Source organism: Pseudomonas sp. TH43 (genome assembly GCF_016650635.1).
Classification (GTDB): Bacteria; Pseudomonadota; Gammaproteobacteria; order Pseudomonadales; family Pseudomonadaceae; genus Aquipseudomonas.
In genome coordinates this window covers 589,409-605,786 of the sequence record NZ_JAEKFI010000001.1, presented here as the reverse complement: position 1 = coordinate 605,786, position 16,378 = coordinate 589,409, and the positions used below count along the sequence as shown (strand labels likewise).

Below are 16,378 nucleotides of genomic sequence, written 5' to 3'. Positions count from 1 at the left end.
CATGAAGCCCGAGCACATGAAGCTGCTCCGGGATAAGCGTTGGCGTTTGAACAATCTCTACTTCATCACCGACAAGCAGGGTAAGAAAACCCGCTTCCGGATGACGGACGAGCAGATTGAATACTTCGACGGGATGCACACCCGGAACATCATCCTCAAGGCTCGGCAGCTCGGCTTCACGACTGAGTGCTGCATCATCCAGCTGGACGCCGCTCTGTTTGAGTCGGCCAAGTGCGCGCTGATCGCCCACACCCTGAACGACGCCAAGCGCCTGTTCCGGGAGAAGGTTAAGTACGCCTACGACAACCTGCCGAAAGAGATCCGCGCCGCCAACCCTGCGAGCAACGACTCCGCCGGTGAGTTGGTGTTCAGCAAGGGCGGTTCGCTCTACGTCAGCACCTCGTTTCGGGGTGGTACCCTGCGTTATTTGCACGTCTCCGAGTTCGGGAAGATTTGCGCCAAATTTCCGCACAAGGCGCGCGAGATCGTCACCGGCGCCTTCGAGGCGGTGGCGACTGACTGCTTTGTCACGATCGAATCCACGGCTGAGGGCCGGGCCGGCTACTTCTTCGATTATTCCCAGACTGCCGAGAAGCAGCTGCTGTCAGGCACGCCGCTCGGCAAGCTGGACTGGAAGTTCTTCTTTTTCAGTTGGTGGAAAAACAAGGCGTACTGGCTTGACCCCACCGACGCGGTCATCCCGCAGCGCCTGACCGACTACTTCAACGAGCTGTTCGCCAAGCACGGCATCGAGACGAACCCGGGCCAGCGCGCCTGGTACGCCGCCAAGGAGAAGACACTCGGCGACGACATGAAGCGGGAATATCCGTCTCTGCCGGCGGAGGCCTTTCAGCAGTCGATTGAGGGCGCCTACTACGCCAAGCAATTTACGAAGCTCTACGCCGCTCAGCGCATCGGCGCACTACCCGACAACAGCCATCTGCCGGTGCACACGATCTGGGATATCGGCGTCGGCGACTCTACGGCGATCTGGTTTGTCCGGATCGTCGGCGAGGAATACCACGTCATCGACTTCTACGAGAACAGCGGTGAAGGCCTTCGGCATTACATGAAAGTGCTCAAGGATCGCAAATACACGTATGGCGATCACTGGGGGCCGCACGACATCGATAACCGAGAGTTCGGCAGCGACGGCAAGACTCGCCGCGAGCTGGCACGCGAGGGCTACGAGATCGACGGGCAGAAATACAGCCTCAAGTTCAGCGTTGTTCCAAAGCTTGGTCTCGACGAAGGCATCGAACAGGTTCGGGAAATCCTTCCGGCCTGCGCCTTCGATGAGTCCAAGTGCGAACTGGGTATCTCCTGTCTGGAGAATTACCGAAAGGAGTGGGACGACAAGCGGGGCTGCTGGAAAGACAAACCCTTACACGACTGGTCATCACACGGCGCGGATGCATTTCGCTACTTCGCTGTTTCGATGGGCAGACGTAAACGCACAGGCGGTGTCCGCCGTATTGGAGGCTTGGCCTGATGCCAGTGCAATCGACAAACCCCGACTACGACGCGCACATCGCGGAGTGGGAGATGATGGACGACGCGCTCGAGGGTGAGTGCGCCGTGAAGCGCAACGAGCGCAATCTGCCCAAGCCGAGCGGAATGGTCGAAGCCGAAAAGCTGGATGGCGCCGGCAACAAGTATCTGTACCAAAACTACACCGACCGCGCTCAATACGAACACTGGGTGCGTGACTCATTGCGTTCGATGATGGGTTTGGTATCTCGGTTGATCCCGGAGATCGAACTGCCCGGCGGCCTGAAAGGACTGGAGGAAAACGCAACTGCGGACGGCTTCGGTCTGAAGCAACTGTTCTTCCGCATGGTGCGCCAGGCTATCTCGCACGGTCGGGTGCCGCTGGTGGTGAACATCGATGACCGCGGCGAGCCGTACTTCTCGACGTATGCCACACGCAACGCCATCAACTGGGACACCGCTGATCAAGGCGGTCGGCAAGACCTGGTCCTTTCGGTGTTCCGCGAGTTTCGCAAGAAGGGCGGCGATCGATACAGTCATGACTGCGACACCGTGTTCCGTGAGTTCTTCATGCTCAACGAGGTCTGCTACACCGCCGTGCGGAATGAAGGCGGTGAGCTGGTCGAGAACGAAAAGCCGCTGGGCACCACAGGAACGGACAACCGCCTGGTCAAAGGCCTGTCGTACTTGCCGGTGATCTACTGCGGATCGACCGACAACTCGCCGGACGTCGATGAGGTGCCGCTGTTGACGATGGCGCGCGCCGCGTTGAAGTCCTACCAACTGAGCGCTGATTACTTCACTGCCCTGCACCAGACCAGCCACCCTCAACCGTGGGTGTCTGGACTTGATGAGTCTGTAGAGCTCAGCGTGACCGGGCCATCTGCTGCTTGGGATCTGGGCCCGAATGGCGAGTGCGGTTACCTGGAGTTCCAAGGTGCCGGCATTGAAGCAGTCCGCAAAGCCATGGATGACCAGAAGAACGCCGCGCTTGAGGCTGGCGCCAAGGTTATGGACGTGGGCGGTACTGAGTCGGGAGAGGCGCGAAAAACACGCCAAAACGACCAGCATGCCACGCTGCACAGCATCGTCATCACGGTGGCCGAGGCGGTGGAGCAAGGCCTGCGGTACGCCGCCGAGTGGAAGGGCTACGACCCCAAGCAGGTCAAGTTCAAGGTGACCCCTGAATTCGTGACCCCAGTGGTCGACGCGCAAGTGCTCGCCGAGCTGCTGAAAGGTGTGATGGCCGGAACGATCAGCGCCGATACCTACTGGCAGTACCTCACCACCGGCAAGCTGCCGGACCGCCCATATGAAGATGAAGCCGACCTGATCAGCGATGAGCGCGAGTCGGCCGGCATCAACCTGGACAAAGAAGATGCCAACGACAAGCCAGGCGCAGGCGGACAGCCAACTACTGGAGCAGACGACCCGCCACTCGGTAATGCTGGAGCGGCTTAAGGCCGGTGAGGTAAAGAAATTCGAGAAGTATCTGCGCCAGATCGACAAGCTGGTGCGGGAGCAACTGACACGCAAGGAGCTGACCACCTACAGTCGCGACCGTCTCGAACAGTTTCTGGCGCGAGTGGACGGAAAACTGTTGGAGATCTACAAGGCTTATGGCGACCTGGTGCAGACCGATCTGGCCGATATCGCGCTGTACGAATCGACTTTTGAAGCCAAGAGCTTGAGTAATGCGCTGTCAATTGACGCGGTCGTTCCGACCAATACCGTCATCCGTGCTGCGATCTTTTCGTATCCGTTGCAGGTGAAGGGCATCGACGGCGGCAAACTGTTGAAGAGCTTCGTCAGTGGCTGGACGCGCACCGAGACGATGCGAGTCACGAACACCATCAGGCTCGGCTTCGGCCAGGGCCAGACCAACGCCCAGATCATTCAGGCGATTCGCGGAACCGCTACGCAGAACTTCACGGACGGCATCCTTGCGGTGAGCAATCGCAACGCCGCCTCTGTGGTGCAGACGGCAATCCAGCATGTGGCCACCACGGCGCGGATGGAAACGCTCAAGGCCAATAGCGATGTGATTTTAGGCTATCGATGGGTTTCGACACTCGACCGCAAGACCTCGCAGCAATGCAAAGGATTGGATGGCATGCGCTTCGACTTGGGTAAAGGGCCGCTGCCGCCGGCGCACATCAACTGCCGCTCAACCACGGTGCCGACAACCAGGCTTTCGGAGATGTTCGCTAAGGACGCCACGCGCGCCTCGGTGGGCGATAGCGGCGGGGCCCAGGTCGACGCCGCCCTGAACTATTACGAGTGGCTGGCAACGCAGCCGGCGAGCTTTCAGGATCATGCTCTCGGTCCTGTGCGGGCCAAGTTGTTCCGCGATGGGGGGCTGACTCCTGAGAAGTTCGCCAAGCTGCAGCTCGACAAGTCGTTCAAGCCGCTGACGCTGGCGCAGTTGAAGGAAGCAGAGCCTGACATGTTCATCCGAGCAGGCGTTACACTCGGCGCTCAACCAGGTTGAGATAGCGCATGCAGATTATCGTTGAGGACGGGAAGGGTAGGCCGGACGCCAATAGCTTCGTGCCGCTGGATAAGCTGACCTTCTACCGTGACTACTACGGGTTCCAGATACCTGAAGCAGAGGCTGACCAGGTCGAACTTCTGCTGCGCGCTGCAGCCGATATCAACGCTCGCCAATGGAAAGGACGCAAGGCCAATACGAATCAGGCCATGGCCCGGCCACGGCGCGATTGCAAGATCGAATATCAGACGCTGTCCGACACGTTCGTGCCCTTTGAGCTTGAGTGGGGCCAAGTACGGCTGGCAGTTGGGTTATACGCTGCCGAACAGGGCTTCCAGATCGAAGAGCCAACTCACTGCACTGAACCAAACGGCCGGCGGACGCGGCTCAATCGCGATACGCCGGGCTTTCGCATGCGCCCGCCGCCATACGCGCCGAGTAGGACGCAGTTCGCTGATTACCTTGTCATGCGCGGACTTTCAATAGTCCGGTAAAACACAGAATTCACACCAAACCGCCCAATGGGCGGTTTTTTTATGCCCGCCAGGCGGGCCAACCAATCCCCAGGGGATACCCATGCCATTTGAATTTGACCCAGCCGCCGCTGGCCTCACCCTCGATGCAACTCAGACTGCAGCCCTCCAGGAGGCGCTTGGCGGAAAAGTTCAGGAGTATCTGGACAAGGAAGTAAACGGGCTCAAGTCCAAGAATCAGGAATTGTTGGGCTCCAACCGGACCATCAAAACCGAACTGGACAAGCTGAAAGGTCAGTTTGAAGGCCTGGATATCGACGCGGTTAAAGGCTTGCTCGTCAAGGTCGGTCAGGACGAAGAAACGAAGCTGATTGCAGAGGGCAAGCTCGACGAGGTGATCAACCGCCGCACCGAGCGCCTGCGCACCGACTCCGAGAAGCAAATCAAAGCCGCCAACGAGCGTGCCGACAAGGCCGAAGCCTTCGCTGCCAAGTACAGCGACAAAGTGCTGGCCGACTCCATCCGCGCTGCCGCCATCAAGGCCGGCGCGCTTCCAGAGGCTGCCGAGGACATCATCTTGCGCGCCCGGGGCACTTTCAAACTCAGTGAAGACGGCGAGGCAATCGCCACCGACCGTGACGGCGAGGTCGTTTACGGGAAGGACGGGAAAACCCCGCTGTCGCCGCTCGAATGGGCGGAATCGCTGCGTGAAACAGCAACACACCTTTGGCCAAGGGCTCAGGGTGCCGGTCAGACCGGCGATCAAGGTGGCAAGGCCACGAAGAAATGGGGCGAGTACACCGAGCAGGAGCGCGCCGCGCTGGCCCGGGACAACCCCGACGCATTCAAAAAACTCCAGGCCACCAAAGGAACCTAATCCATGGCAACTACCCAATTGACCGACATCTTCGTCGGCGACTACTACGCCTCCTTGGCGCCGGTTAACAGCCCGGAAAAGACCGCTGTTTACGAATCGGGCATTGTGACCCGCTCGCCTGTGCTGGACGCGATCGCCTCCGGCAGTCAGGGCACCGCGGAGATCAGCTACTGGCAGGATCTCAACGCTGATGAAGCCCCGAACATCAGCAACGACGACCCGAACGACCAAGGCGAAGTTGGCAAAGTCGAGCAGGACAGCATGCGTGCCCGCGTTCTTTACCTCAACAAAGGCTACGGCGTTACCGACCTGACCGCAGAGCTGGCCAACACCGAACCACAGCAGCAGATCCGCAACCGCTTCGGCACCTACTGGACTCGCCAGTGGCAGCGTTACACCCTGGGAGCTGCTCGCGGCATCATCGCCTCGAACATTGCGAATAACGGCGGTGACATGGTCATCGACGCGGGCGCGACCATCAGCGCGAACGCCTTCCAGGATGCTGCGTTCACCGCCGGTGATGCGGCCGACCAGTTTGGCGCGATCGGCGTGCACTCGGTGGTGATGAACCAGATGGTCAAACAGGATCTCATCGAGTACCTGCGCGACTCCGACGGTAAGATCATTCTGGCCACTTACCTGGGCAAGCCGGTGTTCATGGACGATGCCTTGGTATATGGCGCGGGCAAATACCTGTCCGTGTTCTTCGGCCAAGGCGCATTCGGTTATGGCGAAGGTACGCCGAAGGTGCCGGTAGAACTCGAGCGTAAGCCAGGTGGCGGCAACGGTGGCGGTGCGGAAGTGCTTTGGGAGCGGAAGACCTACATCCTCCAGCCTGCCGGTTTCAGCTGGAAAGGTTCTGAAGCTCAGAACGCCAGCCCGACCGCGACCCAATACGCCGCCGCCGCCAACTGGCAGCGCGTGTTCAGCCGCAAGCAGGTCCCATTCGCCGCCGTGATCAGCGGTACCACCACGCCGTAACTCGGCCCGCACAACCTGGCGCCCGTCTGGCGCCGGGATGCTTTTGAGGTGACTTATGAAAGTGATCTACACGGACAAGCCGGGCAAAGAGCGCGGCGTGTGCTATCGCCTGTTGAGCGAATTCTTCGGTGTCATCGGCTCCGCCACCGAGGTGGTCGTCGATGGCGATGCACCGGATATCGTCGATGCCTACCAAGCGGCTGGCATCAAGGTCTCGGACGGCAATGAGCAGGAAGCCCCGGAAACCGACCCTCTGAAAATGAAGGTTCCCGAGCTGAAAGAATGGCTGACCGAGAAGGGCATCACCTTCGACGCAACCGCCAAGAAAGAAGACCTGCAGGCGTTGGTGCCGGCGGAATAAGGACGAGCACATGACCGACTTCATCACCGTCGCCGATGTTGACGCCCAGCTTGGTCCTGGCTGGGCTGGCACCGGTGATCCGGCCCTTGCCGTGACCATGGCCAATGCCTGGCTCACGACCAAGATTAAGCGGGCTGTTCCAGATCCGGTTCCGGCCGAGATCAAAACAGCCGGCGCTCAGGTCGCCAAAGAGGCGGCGGCGGGCAAGCTGTACACGTCCACGCAGAAGGAAGTGCAGAGCAAGACCGTATCGGCTCAGTCCGGCACGTCAGTGAGCAAGACCTACGTGGCTGGCTCTACCGATCAGTCAGCGGGCGTAAATTTCGCCTTGGCACTGCTCGATCCGTGGATCAAGCGCTCCGGCGTAATGATGCTCAAGAGGATCTGATCATGGGCATGCGCGAAGAGCTCCAGGCTGAAATGGCTGAAGCGTTCGATGATCCTGATGGCCTTGCCGATGCGGTGAAGCCAGTGACAGGTGTGCGCAAGATTGCGGGCGAGTATGACCCTGATCTGGGCGGTGCACCCGAAGTGACCACCACCTTCGGCGGTCGTGGAGTATTTGGCAGCTACTTGGCCAAGGAAATCGACGGGTCATTGATCCAGACAACCGACGAAAAGCTGCTGATCTTGCAGAACGAGTTGTACCTCACTGTTGAGGGAGTGCCGACAGCGATGATTGCCGAGCCGAAAATCGGCGACATCATCGACAGAAAGCGCGCTCTGAACGTCAGCCAGGACCCAGTTGGCGCCACCTGGACAATTCAACTGAGGGTTTGAAGATGGCATCCAAGTACGGCGGACAGTCCGGTAGCTTTGCACTGAGCCTTGCCGAATTCGCAGCCAAAGCCACGGAAGCCATCGACGCCAGTCTTCGCGAGATCATCATCGAACTTGGCAACAGCGTCATCCGCATGTCTCCAGTGGGCAATCCAGAAATCTGGGCTGCAAACGTCGTTCATCGCGAAGCGAACACCCGGGCGGCAGACGATTACGACTTCAAGGTCAATATTCGCAACACGATCATCAATCTCGATGAGTCGAACTTCACGAAGGCGGGCAAGCTCCGCAGCGGTGTGAAATACGCCAAGCCGCTGACCAAGGCTGAGCGTGAACAGAACTTCAATGTTAATGGCCTGGTGGCTGGCAAGGGCTACGTCGGCGGCCGGTTCCGCGGCAACTGGATGTTCAGCATCGGCGCGCCCGACAGCACCACGACGGAAGAAGTCGATCCGAGCGGTGCCAAATCAACGGCGCGAATCGTTGCCGGTGCCATTGAGTTCAAAGCAGGGGATACCTGCTACATCACCAACAGCCTTGGTTACGCGATTCCCCTGGAGTTCGGGCATTCCACCCAAGCGCCGGGCGGGATGGTTCGCATCACTGTGGCTCGCTTCCAGCAGATCGTGCTTGAGGCCATCAGGAACAATCAGGTATGAGCCACAACGTCATTGCTTCGATCTACGAAGCCAAGCTGATCGCCTGGGCAAAAGCGTTGCCGAATCCGCTGAAGGTCGTGGTCGAGAACGAGGCCTTTACTCCCGGCGACGACGCCACTTACCTGAGGGCTTTCACGCTACCGGCCGACACCGCGAGCAACACACTCGGCGGTGATCACAGGCTCTTCACTGGAGTATTTCAGGTCAGCATCGTGACGCCCTCAGGCAAGTACCGCGGCGCAGCTGGAGCGCTGGCGGATCAGATCGCCGCGCTTTTCCCGCTGTATGAGCGAAACACGAAAGGGGCACTCACCGTTGTGACGTTGACCCCGGTTGATCAGGGGCCGGGCATTCCCGGCGACACAAATTTCATAGTGCCGGTGTCCTTCCAGTACCGCGCTGACACCACAACTTAATCCGCCCACTGGGCAAACCCGGAACCCGCCATTGAGCGGGTTTTGTCATTTCTGCAAAGAGGAAAACCCATGAGCGCAATTCTCCCCAACGGCTCCATTCTCGAGATCGCCGCGATTTTCAGTGCGTTGAAGCCAGTAACTGCTATCAGCAACGCCAATCCGGCTGTCGCCACTGCGGCAGCGCACGGCCTCGCGGACGGCGATGTGATCGTCGTTAAGTCCGGCTGGACCCGTCTGAATGACAAAATCGCGCGGATAGCCGAATCCGATTCGGGCACGTTCGAGCTCGAAGGCATCAACACCACCAATACCGTTGTTTACACTGCGGGCGCGGGCGCCGGATCGGTGCGCGCCGCGAGTGGCTGGGCGCAAATCAGCCAGATCACCGATAGCTCGAGTTCTGGTGGCGAGCAGCAGTTCACGACCTTCGGTTTCTTGGAAGAATCCGACGATCGTCAGTTGCCTACCACGAAGTCGCCGATCAGCATGTCCATCACCGTTGCAGATGATCCGGATCTGCCGTACGTGGCCGTGGTGGAGACTGCCGACGAAGACCGCGCGCCCCGAGTGCTGCGTCTGACCCTGCCTAACGGGTCTGTCATCTATTACAACGCGTACGTGTCGATCACCTCGACTCCGACGCTGTCCCGCAACAACATCATGACCCGCACCATCACGCTGTCGCTGGCTGCGCGCCCGACTCGTTACGCGGCGGCGGTGTAACCCATGGCTAAATTCAAGATCGCCCAAAACCCGACGTTCAAAGCTGACGTGGATATTCCTCGCGTCGGCGGTACCACTATCAAGGTGCCGTTTGAATTCAAGTATCGCGATCGCAAGGAGCTCGCAAAGCTCTTCGCTGGCTGGCAGGAAAGCGCGAAGGAAGACCAAGAGCGTTTCAAGGCCAAGGGTGACGACCTCACTCTGATCGAGATCACCGACTCTCACGTCGAGCGGCAGGTCGAGCAGGTGACTCAACTGGTCACCGGCTGGGGCTTTGAAGACAAGCTGAGCCCCGAATCGATTCGAGCCCTGGTGGAAACCTCGGCCGGCGCCGGTGACGCGATTGTCGATGCTTACCAAAAGGCCTTCTCGGCAGCCCGGCTGGGAAACTGACGAAGGTCGCCCGCCTGATGTACGAGCCTGGTCCGTCTGAGGCAGATCTGGCGGCATTCGGCTTGTCCATCTCTGACATTCCTGAGGAAGAGTGCGAAGTGCTGGCCGAAAACTGGCCGGCCTTCGTGCTCTTCAACGCCATGTCCACTCAGTGGCGAACAGGCATGGGCGGGGCTACCGGCCTTGATTACACGGCTCTTCGAGACGTCTCCGACTTTGTCGGCACATCCAGAAAACAACTCAGAGAGATCTTCCCAGACCTTCAGGCTATGGAGGTCGAGGCCCTGCTCGTCATGAGCGAATCAAAGTAATGGAGCACTCATGTCGGGCACTATCGCGCAGTTAGGCATCGAGGTTGACTCGGGCGATGCGGTCAAGGCTGCAACTGACCTGGATAAATTGGTCGATGCGGGCAAGGACGCGGAGGAAGCGGCAAAGCGAACTGGCTCAGCCTGGGAGCAAGCCCTTGCCGGGATGGCAGGTGACACCAAGCAGATCGTGAAAGAGTTGCAGGCTCTTAACGCGAAGCAGGACACCACCGCTCAACTGATGGCGACGGTGGGACGCTCGCTTGCGGAGGTTACGCAGGGACTGAAATCCACTACGGCGGCAACTACTGAACTCAGCACTGCTGAAGTGAAGTTGGGAGAGTCGTCCGAGGATGCAAAAAGTCGTCTTTTGGCAATGGCCAAAGCGTCTTTGGAGTCGAGCGAGTACTACCAGCGCCTGACCACCAGCATGGAGACCAATTCGGCGGCGATGGATGCTACCGGCTCCTCGGCCGGCAGTTTGGCGGCACTTGCTCGCCGGTTGAAGGCTGATTCGGATGCGCTGGTTGGTTCGACTGAAAAACAGGCAGAGGCGGCGAAGAAGTCGGCCGCAGCTACCGGCGTTCAGGCAGAAGGCCTGCAAGCGCTGCTGGGAAAGATCAATCCTGCAATTGCCGCGCTCGACAAGCTGGATCAGCAGCAGGCGCAGTTGCAGAAGTACAAGGCTGCAGGGCTGATCGATGCTGATACGTTCCGGGAGTACTCCGCTCGTATGGATGCCTCTCGGCAGAAGCTGGGCGACTTTGATGAAGGCCTGAAAAAGACCGGTGTCAGCTCGAAGCAAACCGAGGCTGCGCTGCGTCAATTGCCTGCGCAGTTCACGGATATTTTTACCAGCCTGGCCGGCGGACAAAACCCGCTCTTGGTGCTCATCCAGCAGGGGGGGCAGATCAAGGATTCGTTCGGTGGTGTGGGCGCTACCTTTGATGCCCTCGGGGCAAAAATTAAGTCCATCTTCTCTGGCGGCGCCGGAGCGGCGGTTCTGGGGGAGTCGCTTGCCGGCATAGCTGTCAACGCCAAGGATATGGCCGAGAACACCGGGAAAGCAGGCGAAAGTCTGTCTGATCTGGCCGAAGGCGCAAACACCGCAGCTGACGCGACTAAAAATGCCAAGGAAGCTACTGACGCTCTCAGAGCCGCAACACCTCCGCTAGGGGTTGGGCTTGGGTTGATTCTTGGCGGTGCCGTCGTTGCGGCCGCAGCCATTGCGGCTTTGGGTCTCGCGTACAAGCAGGGCAGTGCTGAGTCCACCGCTTACACTACTGCGCTGGCGATGACGGGAAATACTGCTGGCACAACGGCCGCTCAACTCAGCGTGATGGCCAAATCTGTATCCGAGTCGAACGGCACCATCAATGAAGCCGCTGCGAGTCTGGCACTGCTCGCAGCGTCGACGAGGATTCCGGTCACCTCGTTCGAGATGATTGCCACCGCTGCCGCAAACTTTGAGGACGCCACTGACAAAGCTGCCTCAGAAACCGTAGCCAACTTTGAGAAGATCGCCAAAGACCCCGTGAAGGCAGTCATTGCCCTCAACGAGTCGATGAACTTCCTCACGGTCAGCACGTATGAGCAGATCACTTCGCTTGAGCGCCAAGGGCGAACTCAAGAAGCTGCGACAGTTGCGAGCAAGGCTTATGCGGATTCGCTGAACACTGTTTCTGCGAACGTGAAAGCGAACCTCGGCGTTATTGAGGCTGCTTGGAAGGACGTCGCGGACGGCGCCAAAGGTGCTTGGGATGCGATGCTTAATGTCGGTCGAGAGAAGTCCTTTGCTGACAAGATGTCAGACCTTGAAAGGCGCATTGCCGACTTCAAGGCGCAGGGTGAGAGCGTCGGCGGGAGCTATGGTGCGTCCCTTGCGGCGAATGGCGTTGCGAAGCTTGAAGCCGAAAAGACCCAGCTCCTTCTCGAAAAGGGTGAGCAGGATCGCCGGGCCGCCGCGAAGGGGTTTGCGCAGCAGCAGGAACAGAAAGCTCTTTCGGCGGCAGAGCACATTGGCAAAGTTCGCGAGAGCTTCCAGAGCAACGAACAGAAGCGCGACAAGGAAATACTGGATTACCGAAAACGCGTCGAGGAGTTGCGGAAGAATAATGCGGCGAGCCCGCTACTCGATGAGAAGCTGGTCGCGCAAGATATCCAGAACATCAAGAACAAGTACAAAGATCCCAAGGCCCCATCTGCTGGCGCCGTTGACCTTACCGGTTACAACGCCGCGCAAAATGCCCTCAAGGAAATCCAGGCCGAATACGCGAGCACCCAGAAACAACTGGATGCCGCACAGAAGGCCGGGCTGATCTCGCAGCAGGAATATCTGCTGAAGCGTGAGGCGCTGATCGGCAACGAAACGGACGAGGTCACGACTGCTTACGAGGCCGAGATTGCGGCGCTTGAAGCGGCGAAGGCCAAGGCCAGCACCACGGCCGAGCAGCGTATTCAACTCGACCAGAAGATCGAAGATGCACGCGCGGATATGGTCAGGGCACAAAAGGCGGCGGACAGCGAACTGGATGTGCTGGCGAAGAACGAACAAGGCCGGCTCAGGAAGCAGGAGCAGGCGGTTCAGACCTACACCAACGCATTGCAGCAGCAAGTTGATACCTTGCGCGAACAAGGCCAGCGCGCCGCTGCGGGACTTGGCCAGGGTGATCGGCAGCGAGGGCTGACGGATCAGCAGAACGCCATCGACGACCGCTTCAACTCGCAGAAGCTCGAACTGGCCAACCAGTATGGCGATGGCTCGCGCGGCATGAGCCTCGACGAGTACACCCAAAAACTGGCGGCGCTCAAAGCCACGCAGAAGGATCTGCACAACACGGTTCAAGCCAACTATGACGAGATGACGGCGGCTCAAGGTGACTGGAGCGCTGGCGCATCGTCGGCGTGGCAGAACTACCTGGAATCGGCCCGAGATGTCGCCGGTCAAACCAAAAGCCTTTTCACCAACGCCTTCAGCTCAATGGAAGACGCAATCGTCAATTTCGCCATGAGCGGGAAATTATCGTTCGCCGACTTCACCAAATCGATTCTGGCGGACATGGCGCGCATTGCCACTCGGCAGGCCAGTTCGGCATTGCTGAGCAGTCTGGTGGGCGCCGCTACAAGTTACTTCACGGGAGGCGGGGCCACAGCGTCTGCAACGGCAGGCGGGGCGGAGGCCGGGGCTCAGAGTTTTGGCAGTCAGTTTGATGCCAGTTCTGCATCGGTGTCTTTCGGTGGCGGTCGCGCTGTTGGCGGTGCTGTTGAACCGAACACTTTCTATGAGGTGAACGAAAAGGGGCCTGAGCTTTTCAATCAGGGCGGCAGGTCATACCTCATGACTGGCGCGAGCGGCGGTAGCGTCACACCTCTGACTTCCGGGGGCGGGCCAGCGCTTGCCGCAATGTCCGGTACCGGTGGCGGCAACACCTACAACTTCCCTGTGGCGGTCTCGGTGCAGACGTCGGCCGGCGAGGGCGGCGGGGTCTCGCAAGAGGCATCGAACCAGCTCGGCAAAGGCATCCAGCAGGCTGCAAAAACCGAAGCGGAAACCGCAATCGCCCGAGCGCTACAGCCAGGCGGTTCGATCTGGCGTCTGACAAATGGGAGAGGCTGATGGCCATCGAAAAATTCACGTGGCCAACCGAGCGCGGCGGCACACCCGAGATTGCTTATCGGGTGCGCACCGCCCAATTCGGCGGCGGATATGCGCAGAACGTCGGTGACGGGCCAAACAGCAAGGAGGACTCCTACCCGATCACCTTCACCGGTGAGAAGGCCAAGGTGCTGGAGATCATGGATTTCCTCGATCGGCACGCCGGGGCCAAGGCGTTTCTCTGGACAACGCCCCTCGGCCAACTCGGTCTGTTCACCTGCAAAAATCCCGCTCCAACCCCAATGGGTGGGGGCGTGTTCAAACTCACAGCCACGTTCGAGCGTGCATTCCAACCATAAGGGGCAATCATGCCGCTGATCAGTGACATCCAGGTGCTTGAGCCTGGCAGCGAAGTGCTGCTCTTTGAATTGGACGGCACGGACTACGGCGCAGACGTTCTGCGCTTCCACGGGCATGCCATTCCGCACACGGCGGCCGAGTTGATCGCCGCCGGCGACGACGCGGACCAGCTGCCGGCGAAAGCGATTTACTGGCAGGGCAACGAGTACAGCGCCTGGCCGATGCAGATCGACGGCATCGAGGCGAATGGCGATGGCACAGCGGTTCGGCCCACGCTTTCGGTCGGCAACGTCAACGGGCGCATCACTGCGCTGTGCTTGGCCTTCGAGGATCTGCTCGAGTTCAAGCTGACGATGCGGCATACGCTCGGCACCTATCTCGACGCAGCGAACTTCCCCGCCGGCAACCCAACTGCTGACCCGACACAAGAGACGATTGAAGTCTGGTACATCGACCAGAAGACAAACGAGGACGGGGAGACGGTCAGTTGGGAGTTGGCCAGCCCGGGCGACGTAGGCAATGAATCAATCGGCAGGCAGGCCACGACCCTTTGCCATTGGTGCCTCACTGGCGGATATCGGGGGCCGAACTGCGGCTACACCGGCCCGTATGTAACCAAGGACGGCGTGGTCACCGACAACCCGGAACTGGACGAGTGTGACGCCACGCTGGGCAAAGGTTGCATCCCGCGCTTCGGCGAGGGAAACGCCTATCCGTTCGGTGGATTTCCCGCAGTTTCCCTCATTGCCAGGAGCTGACAATGCGCAAGCACATCTTGAGCGCGATCCAAGTGCACGCGCAGCAGTGCTATCCCGCCGAATCGTGCGGGCTGCTGCTGGCCGTCGGTCGCAAACAGCAGTACTACCCGTGCCGCAATGTTTCCACCGAGCCGAACGAAGAGTTCCGAATTGATCCGGAGGAGTACGCGGCGGCCGAAGACCTCGGCGAAGTGATCGGCGTGGTGCACTCGCATCCGGACGCCACCAGCCGCCCGTCACCGCGTGACCTCGCCATGTGCGAAGCGACGGCGATGCCCTGGCACATCCTGAGCTGGCCGGAAGGGGATCTGCGAACCATTGTTCCGACCGGCGAAGTGCCGCTGCTGAAACGACCGTTCGTGCACGGTGCCTGGGACTGCTGGCAGGTCTGCGCCGACTGGTACAAGCGCGAGTGGGGACTGGAGTTCGAGACCTTCAAGCGGGCTGATGGCTGGTGGGAAAGCAAGGACAACACCAGCCTGTACGAAGCGAACTATGAGGCGGCCGGCTTCTATCGCGTCGACCAGCCGCAGCGCGGCGACATGATCGTGATGGAAGTAGGGCGGACGGTTTTCCCAAACCATGCCGGAATTTTCCTCGGCGTCGATCCGGCTCTGCCCGGGGAGGATGCCGCGACCTTCGGCCCCGGGCCGTTCCTGTTGCACCACCTGTACGGCAAGCCGTCCGACGTCATCGTTTTCGGTGGCCCTTGGCTCGACCGAACACGGCTGATTCTCAGGCACAGAGATGCACAACCAACTACGTGATGCGGCGTCGCCGCGGGAGAAAAATATGCAGAGTGTAATTGAGTCAGCGGCTAAAACCGCCAGTGGCGAACCGGTCTGGCGGCTAACAAAGGGTTAGTTGCCTTTGTTTTCCAGCATTTTTTCGATGTAGGAAACGTCTTTCAGAATGACCTCAAGCGGCCATTCGTAAGCGTCTCTTGCTTCGCCGCTTTCGCATCCACCTGCAGGCACCTTTCTGAAAAACTGTGCTGCGCGTTGCAGCGCCTCTTCATTGAACCCTGGTGTCTGTTTCAATGCATGAGTAAGCGACAAAAGCGCCATGAGAACGCCGTGTTCAAAAGGTTTTACTTCGTATGCCACATTGACCTCCAGGTCATAAACGCGCCGATATTGGCGCAATCCCAGTCCTTGGGCTTGCAGGCAAAGGGCTGGGGGTTCTCGATCAATCCTCGTTGTAATCTGCGTAACGCTCCTTGTAATAATCTTCAACTTCTTTAACTTTCTTTGGGAATTGTCGTGTTAGGTATTCGTGGCCTTGCTGTCCCACAGTTACAGTGCATGGAGTTCCGTTCACTTGAGCTCTGAACTCGACTGTACCGTTGTCTTCATCAGGTAGGGCGTCAACCTCGTGATGCTTCAGGTGCGTTACCCCAAGCAATACCTCGTTGCCTGGAATACTCAGCGTATTAAGGAGATCGTCTTTGCTCTGCGCGGGGACTATAAAAGTGTATGGACCGTGCCCGTTCCGAGCCTCCACCGCGTAAAATCTTGCTTTTTTTGCTGCCATGAAGCGATTCCCTTGAGGTCTTTTCTTTGAGCCAGCCCGTTAGACTCCAGCTCCACATGGCTCAACGCTACTACGCAAAAAGCACTCCGTGCCACTGGGATTTCATCCACGCTGGATGCCCGGACAGTGGCAATGGCTAGGGCAAGCTTTACCGGTATAATTGGAGATTATCTTCAGTA

The 16,378-nt window shown here is 59.2% G+C and carries 20 protein-coding genes; 18 read left to right on the top strand and 2 right to left on the bottom strand.

What is annotated here, in order from left to right:
* Position 1 precedes the first annotated feature (1 nt).
* The 18 genes from JFT81_RS02560 (at position 2) to JFT81_RS02475 (ending at position 15,433) form a co-directional block, all read left to right on the top strand.
* A complete protein-coding gene (locus tag JFT81_RS02560) occupies positions 2-1,492 on the top strand; it encodes a terminase (RefSeq protein ID WP_201225985.1) in 1,491 nt (496 codons plus the stop codon).
* Positions 1,492-2,952 (top strand): DUF4055 domain-containing protein, encoded by a 1,461-nt coding sequence (locus JFT81_RS02555; protein WP_201225984.1) that lies wholly within the window; start codon positions 1,492-1,494, stop codon positions 2,950-2,952. Before JFT81_RS02560 ends, JFT81_RS02555 begins: the two co-directional genes overlap by 1 nt.
* A complete protein-coding gene (locus JFT81_RS02550; RefSeq protein WP_201225983.1) occupies positions 2,870-3,982 on the top strand; it encodes a minor capsid protein in 1,113 nt (370 codons plus the stop codon). Before JFT81_RS02555 ends, JFT81_RS02550 begins: the two co-directional genes overlap by 83 nt.
* 8 nt (positions 3,983-3,990) lie before the next feature.
* Positions 3,991-4,476, top strand: coding sequence for a DnaT-like ssDNA-binding protein (locus tag JFT81_RS02545; RefSeq protein WP_201225982.1), 486 nt, complete (start codon positions 3,991-3,993; stop codon positions 4,474-4,476).
* 82 nt (positions 4,477-4,558) lie between these two features.
* Positions 4,559-5,332: a hypothetical protein gene (locus tag JFT81_RS02540; RefSeq protein ID WP_201205289.1), complete on the top strand. Its 774-nt coding sequence runs from the start codon at positions 4,559-4,561 to the stop codon at positions 5,330-5,332.
* A gap of 3 nt (positions 5,333-5,335) precedes the next feature.
* Entirely contained in the window at positions 5,336-6,313 is a 978-nt protein-coding gene (locus JFT81_RS02535) for a major capsid protein (protein ID WP_201225981.1), read from the top strand.
* Positions 6,314-6,368: 55 nt separating this feature from the next.
* Complete coding sequence (locus JFT81_RS02530; RefSeq protein ID WP_201203895.1) at positions 6,369-6,674, top strand: HeH/LEM domain-containing protein; 306 nt, start codon at positions 6,369-6,371, stop codon at positions 6,672-6,674.
* A 10-nt stretch (positions 6,675-6,684) separates the two neighbouring features.
* Entirely contained in the window at positions 6,685-7,062 is a 378-nt protein-coding gene (locus JFT81_RS02525; RefSeq protein WP_201203893.1) for a hypothetical protein, read from the top strand.
* A gap of 2 nt (positions 7,063-7,064) precedes the next feature.
* Positions 7,065-7,454: a hypothetical protein gene (locus JFT81_RS02520; RefSeq protein WP_201225980.1), complete on the top strand. Its 390-nt coding sequence runs from the start codon at positions 7,065-7,067 to the stop codon at positions 7,452-7,454.
* 2 nt (positions 7,455-7,456) lie between these two features.
* Positions 7,457-8,113: a hypothetical protein gene (locus tag JFT81_RS02515; protein ID WP_201225979.1), complete on the top strand. Its 657-nt coding sequence runs from the start codon at positions 7,457-7,459 to the stop codon at positions 8,111-8,113.
* Positions 8,110-8,529: a phage tail terminator-like protein gene (locus tag JFT81_RS02510; protein WP_201225978.1), complete on the top strand. Its 420-nt coding sequence runs from the start codon at positions 8,110-8,112 to the stop codon at positions 8,527-8,529. Before JFT81_RS02515 ends, JFT81_RS02510 begins: the two co-directional genes overlap by 4 nt.
* A 69-nt stretch (positions 8,530-8,598) precedes the next feature.
* Entirely contained in the window at positions 8,599-9,252 is a 654-nt protein-coding gene (locus tag JFT81_RS02505; RefSeq protein ID WP_201203884.1) for a phage tail protein, read from the top strand.
* Between the two features lie 3 nt (positions 9,253-9,255).
* Positions 9,256-9,645: a phage tail assembly chaperone gene (locus tag JFT81_RS02500; protein ID WP_008076942.1), complete on the top strand. Its 390-nt coding sequence runs from the start codon at positions 9,256-9,258 to the stop codon at positions 9,643-9,645.
* A 17-nt stretch (positions 9,646-9,662) separates the two neighbouring features.
* Positions 9,663-9,956: a DUF1799 domain-containing protein gene (locus tag JFT81_RS02495; protein ID WP_142579744.1), complete on the top strand. Its 294-nt coding sequence runs from the start codon at positions 9,663-9,665 to the stop codon at positions 9,954-9,956.
* Positions 9,957-9,966: 10 nt separating this feature from the next.
* Entirely contained in the window at positions 9,967-13,569 is a 3,603-nt protein-coding gene (locus JFT81_RS02490; protein ID WP_201225977.1) for a phage tail tape measure protein, read from the top strand.
* Positions 13,569-13,907 (top strand): phage tail protein, encoded by a 339-nt coding sequence (locus JFT81_RS02485; RefSeq protein WP_201225976.1) that lies wholly within the window; start codon positions 13,569-13,571, stop codon positions 13,905-13,907. The genes JFT81_RS02490 and JFT81_RS02485 overlap by 1 nt, the downstream gene beginning before the upstream one ends.
* 9 nt (positions 13,908-13,916) lie before the next feature.
* Positions 13,917-14,666 carry a phage minor tail protein L gene (locus JFT81_RS02480; protein ID WP_201225975.1) on the top strand — a complete coding sequence of 250 codons (750 nt, stop codon included), beginning with the start codon at positions 13,917-13,919 and terminating at the stop codon, positions 14,664-14,666.
* Between the two features lie 2 nt (positions 14,667-14,668).
* Positions 14,669-15,433 (top strand): C40 family peptidase, encoded by a 765-nt coding sequence (locus tag JFT81_RS02475; protein WP_201225974.1) that lies wholly within the window; start codon positions 14,669-14,671, stop codon positions 15,431-15,433.
* A 93-nt stretch (positions 15,434-15,526) separates the two neighbouring features.
* Here JFT81_RS02475 and JFT81_RS02470 read toward each other — a convergent pair whose 3' ends face one another.
* Both JFT81_RS02470 and JFT81_RS02465 read right to left on the bottom strand, forming a co-directional pair.
* Complete coding sequence (locus tag JFT81_RS02470; protein ID WP_201225973.1) at positions 15,527-15,772, bottom strand: hypothetical protein; 246 nt, start codon at positions 15,770-15,772, stop codon at positions 15,527-15,529.
* Positions 15,773-15,854: 82 nt separating this feature from the next.
* Entirely contained in the window at positions 15,855-16,199 is a 345-nt protein-coding gene (locus tag JFT81_RS02465) for a hypothetical protein (protein WP_201225972.1), read from the bottom strand.
* Positions 16,200-16,378: the final 179 nt, after the last annotated feature.

Excerpts from the sequence above, each read along its gene's own strand:
- JFT81_RS02560 (WP_201225985.1), top strand. The coding sequence starts at position 2 with ATGAAGCCCGAGCACATGAAGCTGCTCCGGGATAAGCGTTGGCGTTTG.
- JFT81_RS02555 (WP_201225984.1), top strand. The coding sequence starts at position 1,492 with ATGCCAGTGCAATCGACAAACCCCGACTACGACGCGCACATCGCGGAG.
- JFT81_RS02550 (WP_201225983.1), top strand. The coding sequence starts at position 2,870 with ATGCCAACGACAAGCCAGGCGCAGGCGGACAGCCAACTACTGGAGCAG.
- JFT81_RS02545 (WP_201225982.1), top strand. The coding sequence starts at position 3,991 with ATGCAGATTATCGTTGAGGACGGGAAGGGTAGGCCGGACGCCAATAGC.
- JFT81_RS02540 (WP_201205289.1), top strand. The coding sequence starts at position 4,559 with ATGCCATTTGAATTTGACCCAGCCGCCGCTGGCCTCACCCTCGATGCA.
- JFT81_RS02535 (WP_201225981.1), top strand. The coding sequence starts at position 5,336 with ATGGCAACTACCCAATTGACCGACATCTTCGTCGGCGACTACTACGCC.
- JFT81_RS02530 (WP_201203895.1), top strand. The coding sequence starts at position 6,369 with ATGAAAGTGATCTACACGGACAAGCCGGGCAAAGAGCGCGGCGTGTGC.
- JFT81_RS02525 (WP_201203893.1), top strand. The coding sequence starts at position 6,685 with ATGACCGACTTCATCACCGTCGCCGATGTTGACGCCCAGCTTGGTCCT.
- JFT81_RS02520 (WP_201225980.1), top strand. The coding sequence starts at position 7,065 with ATGGGCATGCGCGAAGAGCTCCAGGCTGAAATGGCTGAAGCGTTCGAT.
- JFT81_RS02515 (WP_201225979.1), top strand. The coding sequence starts at position 7,457 with ATGGCATCCAAGTACGGCGGACAGTCCGGTAGCTTTGCACTGAGCCTT.
- JFT81_RS02510 (WP_201225978.1), top strand. The coding sequence starts at position 8,110 with ATGAGCCACAACGTCATTGCTTCGATCTACGAAGCCAAGCTGATCGCC.
- JFT81_RS02505 (WP_201203884.1), top strand. The coding sequence starts at position 8,599 with ATGAGCGCAATTCTCCCCAACGGCTCCATTCTCGAGATCGCCGCGATT.
- JFT81_RS02500 (WP_008076942.1), top strand. The coding sequence starts at position 9,256 with ATGGCTAAATTCAAGATCGCCCAAAACCCGACGTTCAAAGCTGACGTG.
- JFT81_RS02495 (WP_142579744.1), top strand. The coding sequence starts at position 9,663 with ATGTACGAGCCTGGTCCGTCTGAGGCAGATCTGGCGGCATTCGGCTTG.
- JFT81_RS02490 (WP_201225977.1), top strand. The coding sequence starts at position 9,967 with ATGTCGGGCACTATCGCGCAGTTAGGCATCGAGGTTGACTCGGGCGAT.
- JFT81_RS02485 (WP_201225976.1), top strand. The coding sequence starts at position 13,569 with ATGGCCATCGAAAAATTCACGTGGCCAACCGAGCGCGGCGGCACACCC.
- JFT81_RS02480 (WP_201225975.1), top strand. The coding sequence starts at position 13,917 with ATGCCGCTGATCAGTGACATCCAGGTGCTTGAGCCTGGCAGCGAAGTG.
- JFT81_RS02475 (WP_201225974.1), top strand. The coding sequence starts at position 14,669 with ATGCGCAAGCACATCTTGAGCGCGATCCAAGTGCACGCGCAGCAGTGC.
- JFT81_RS02465 (WP_201225972.1), bottom strand. The coding sequence starts at position 16,199 with ATGGCAGCAAAAAAAGCAAGATTTTACGCGGTGGAGGCTCGGAACGGG.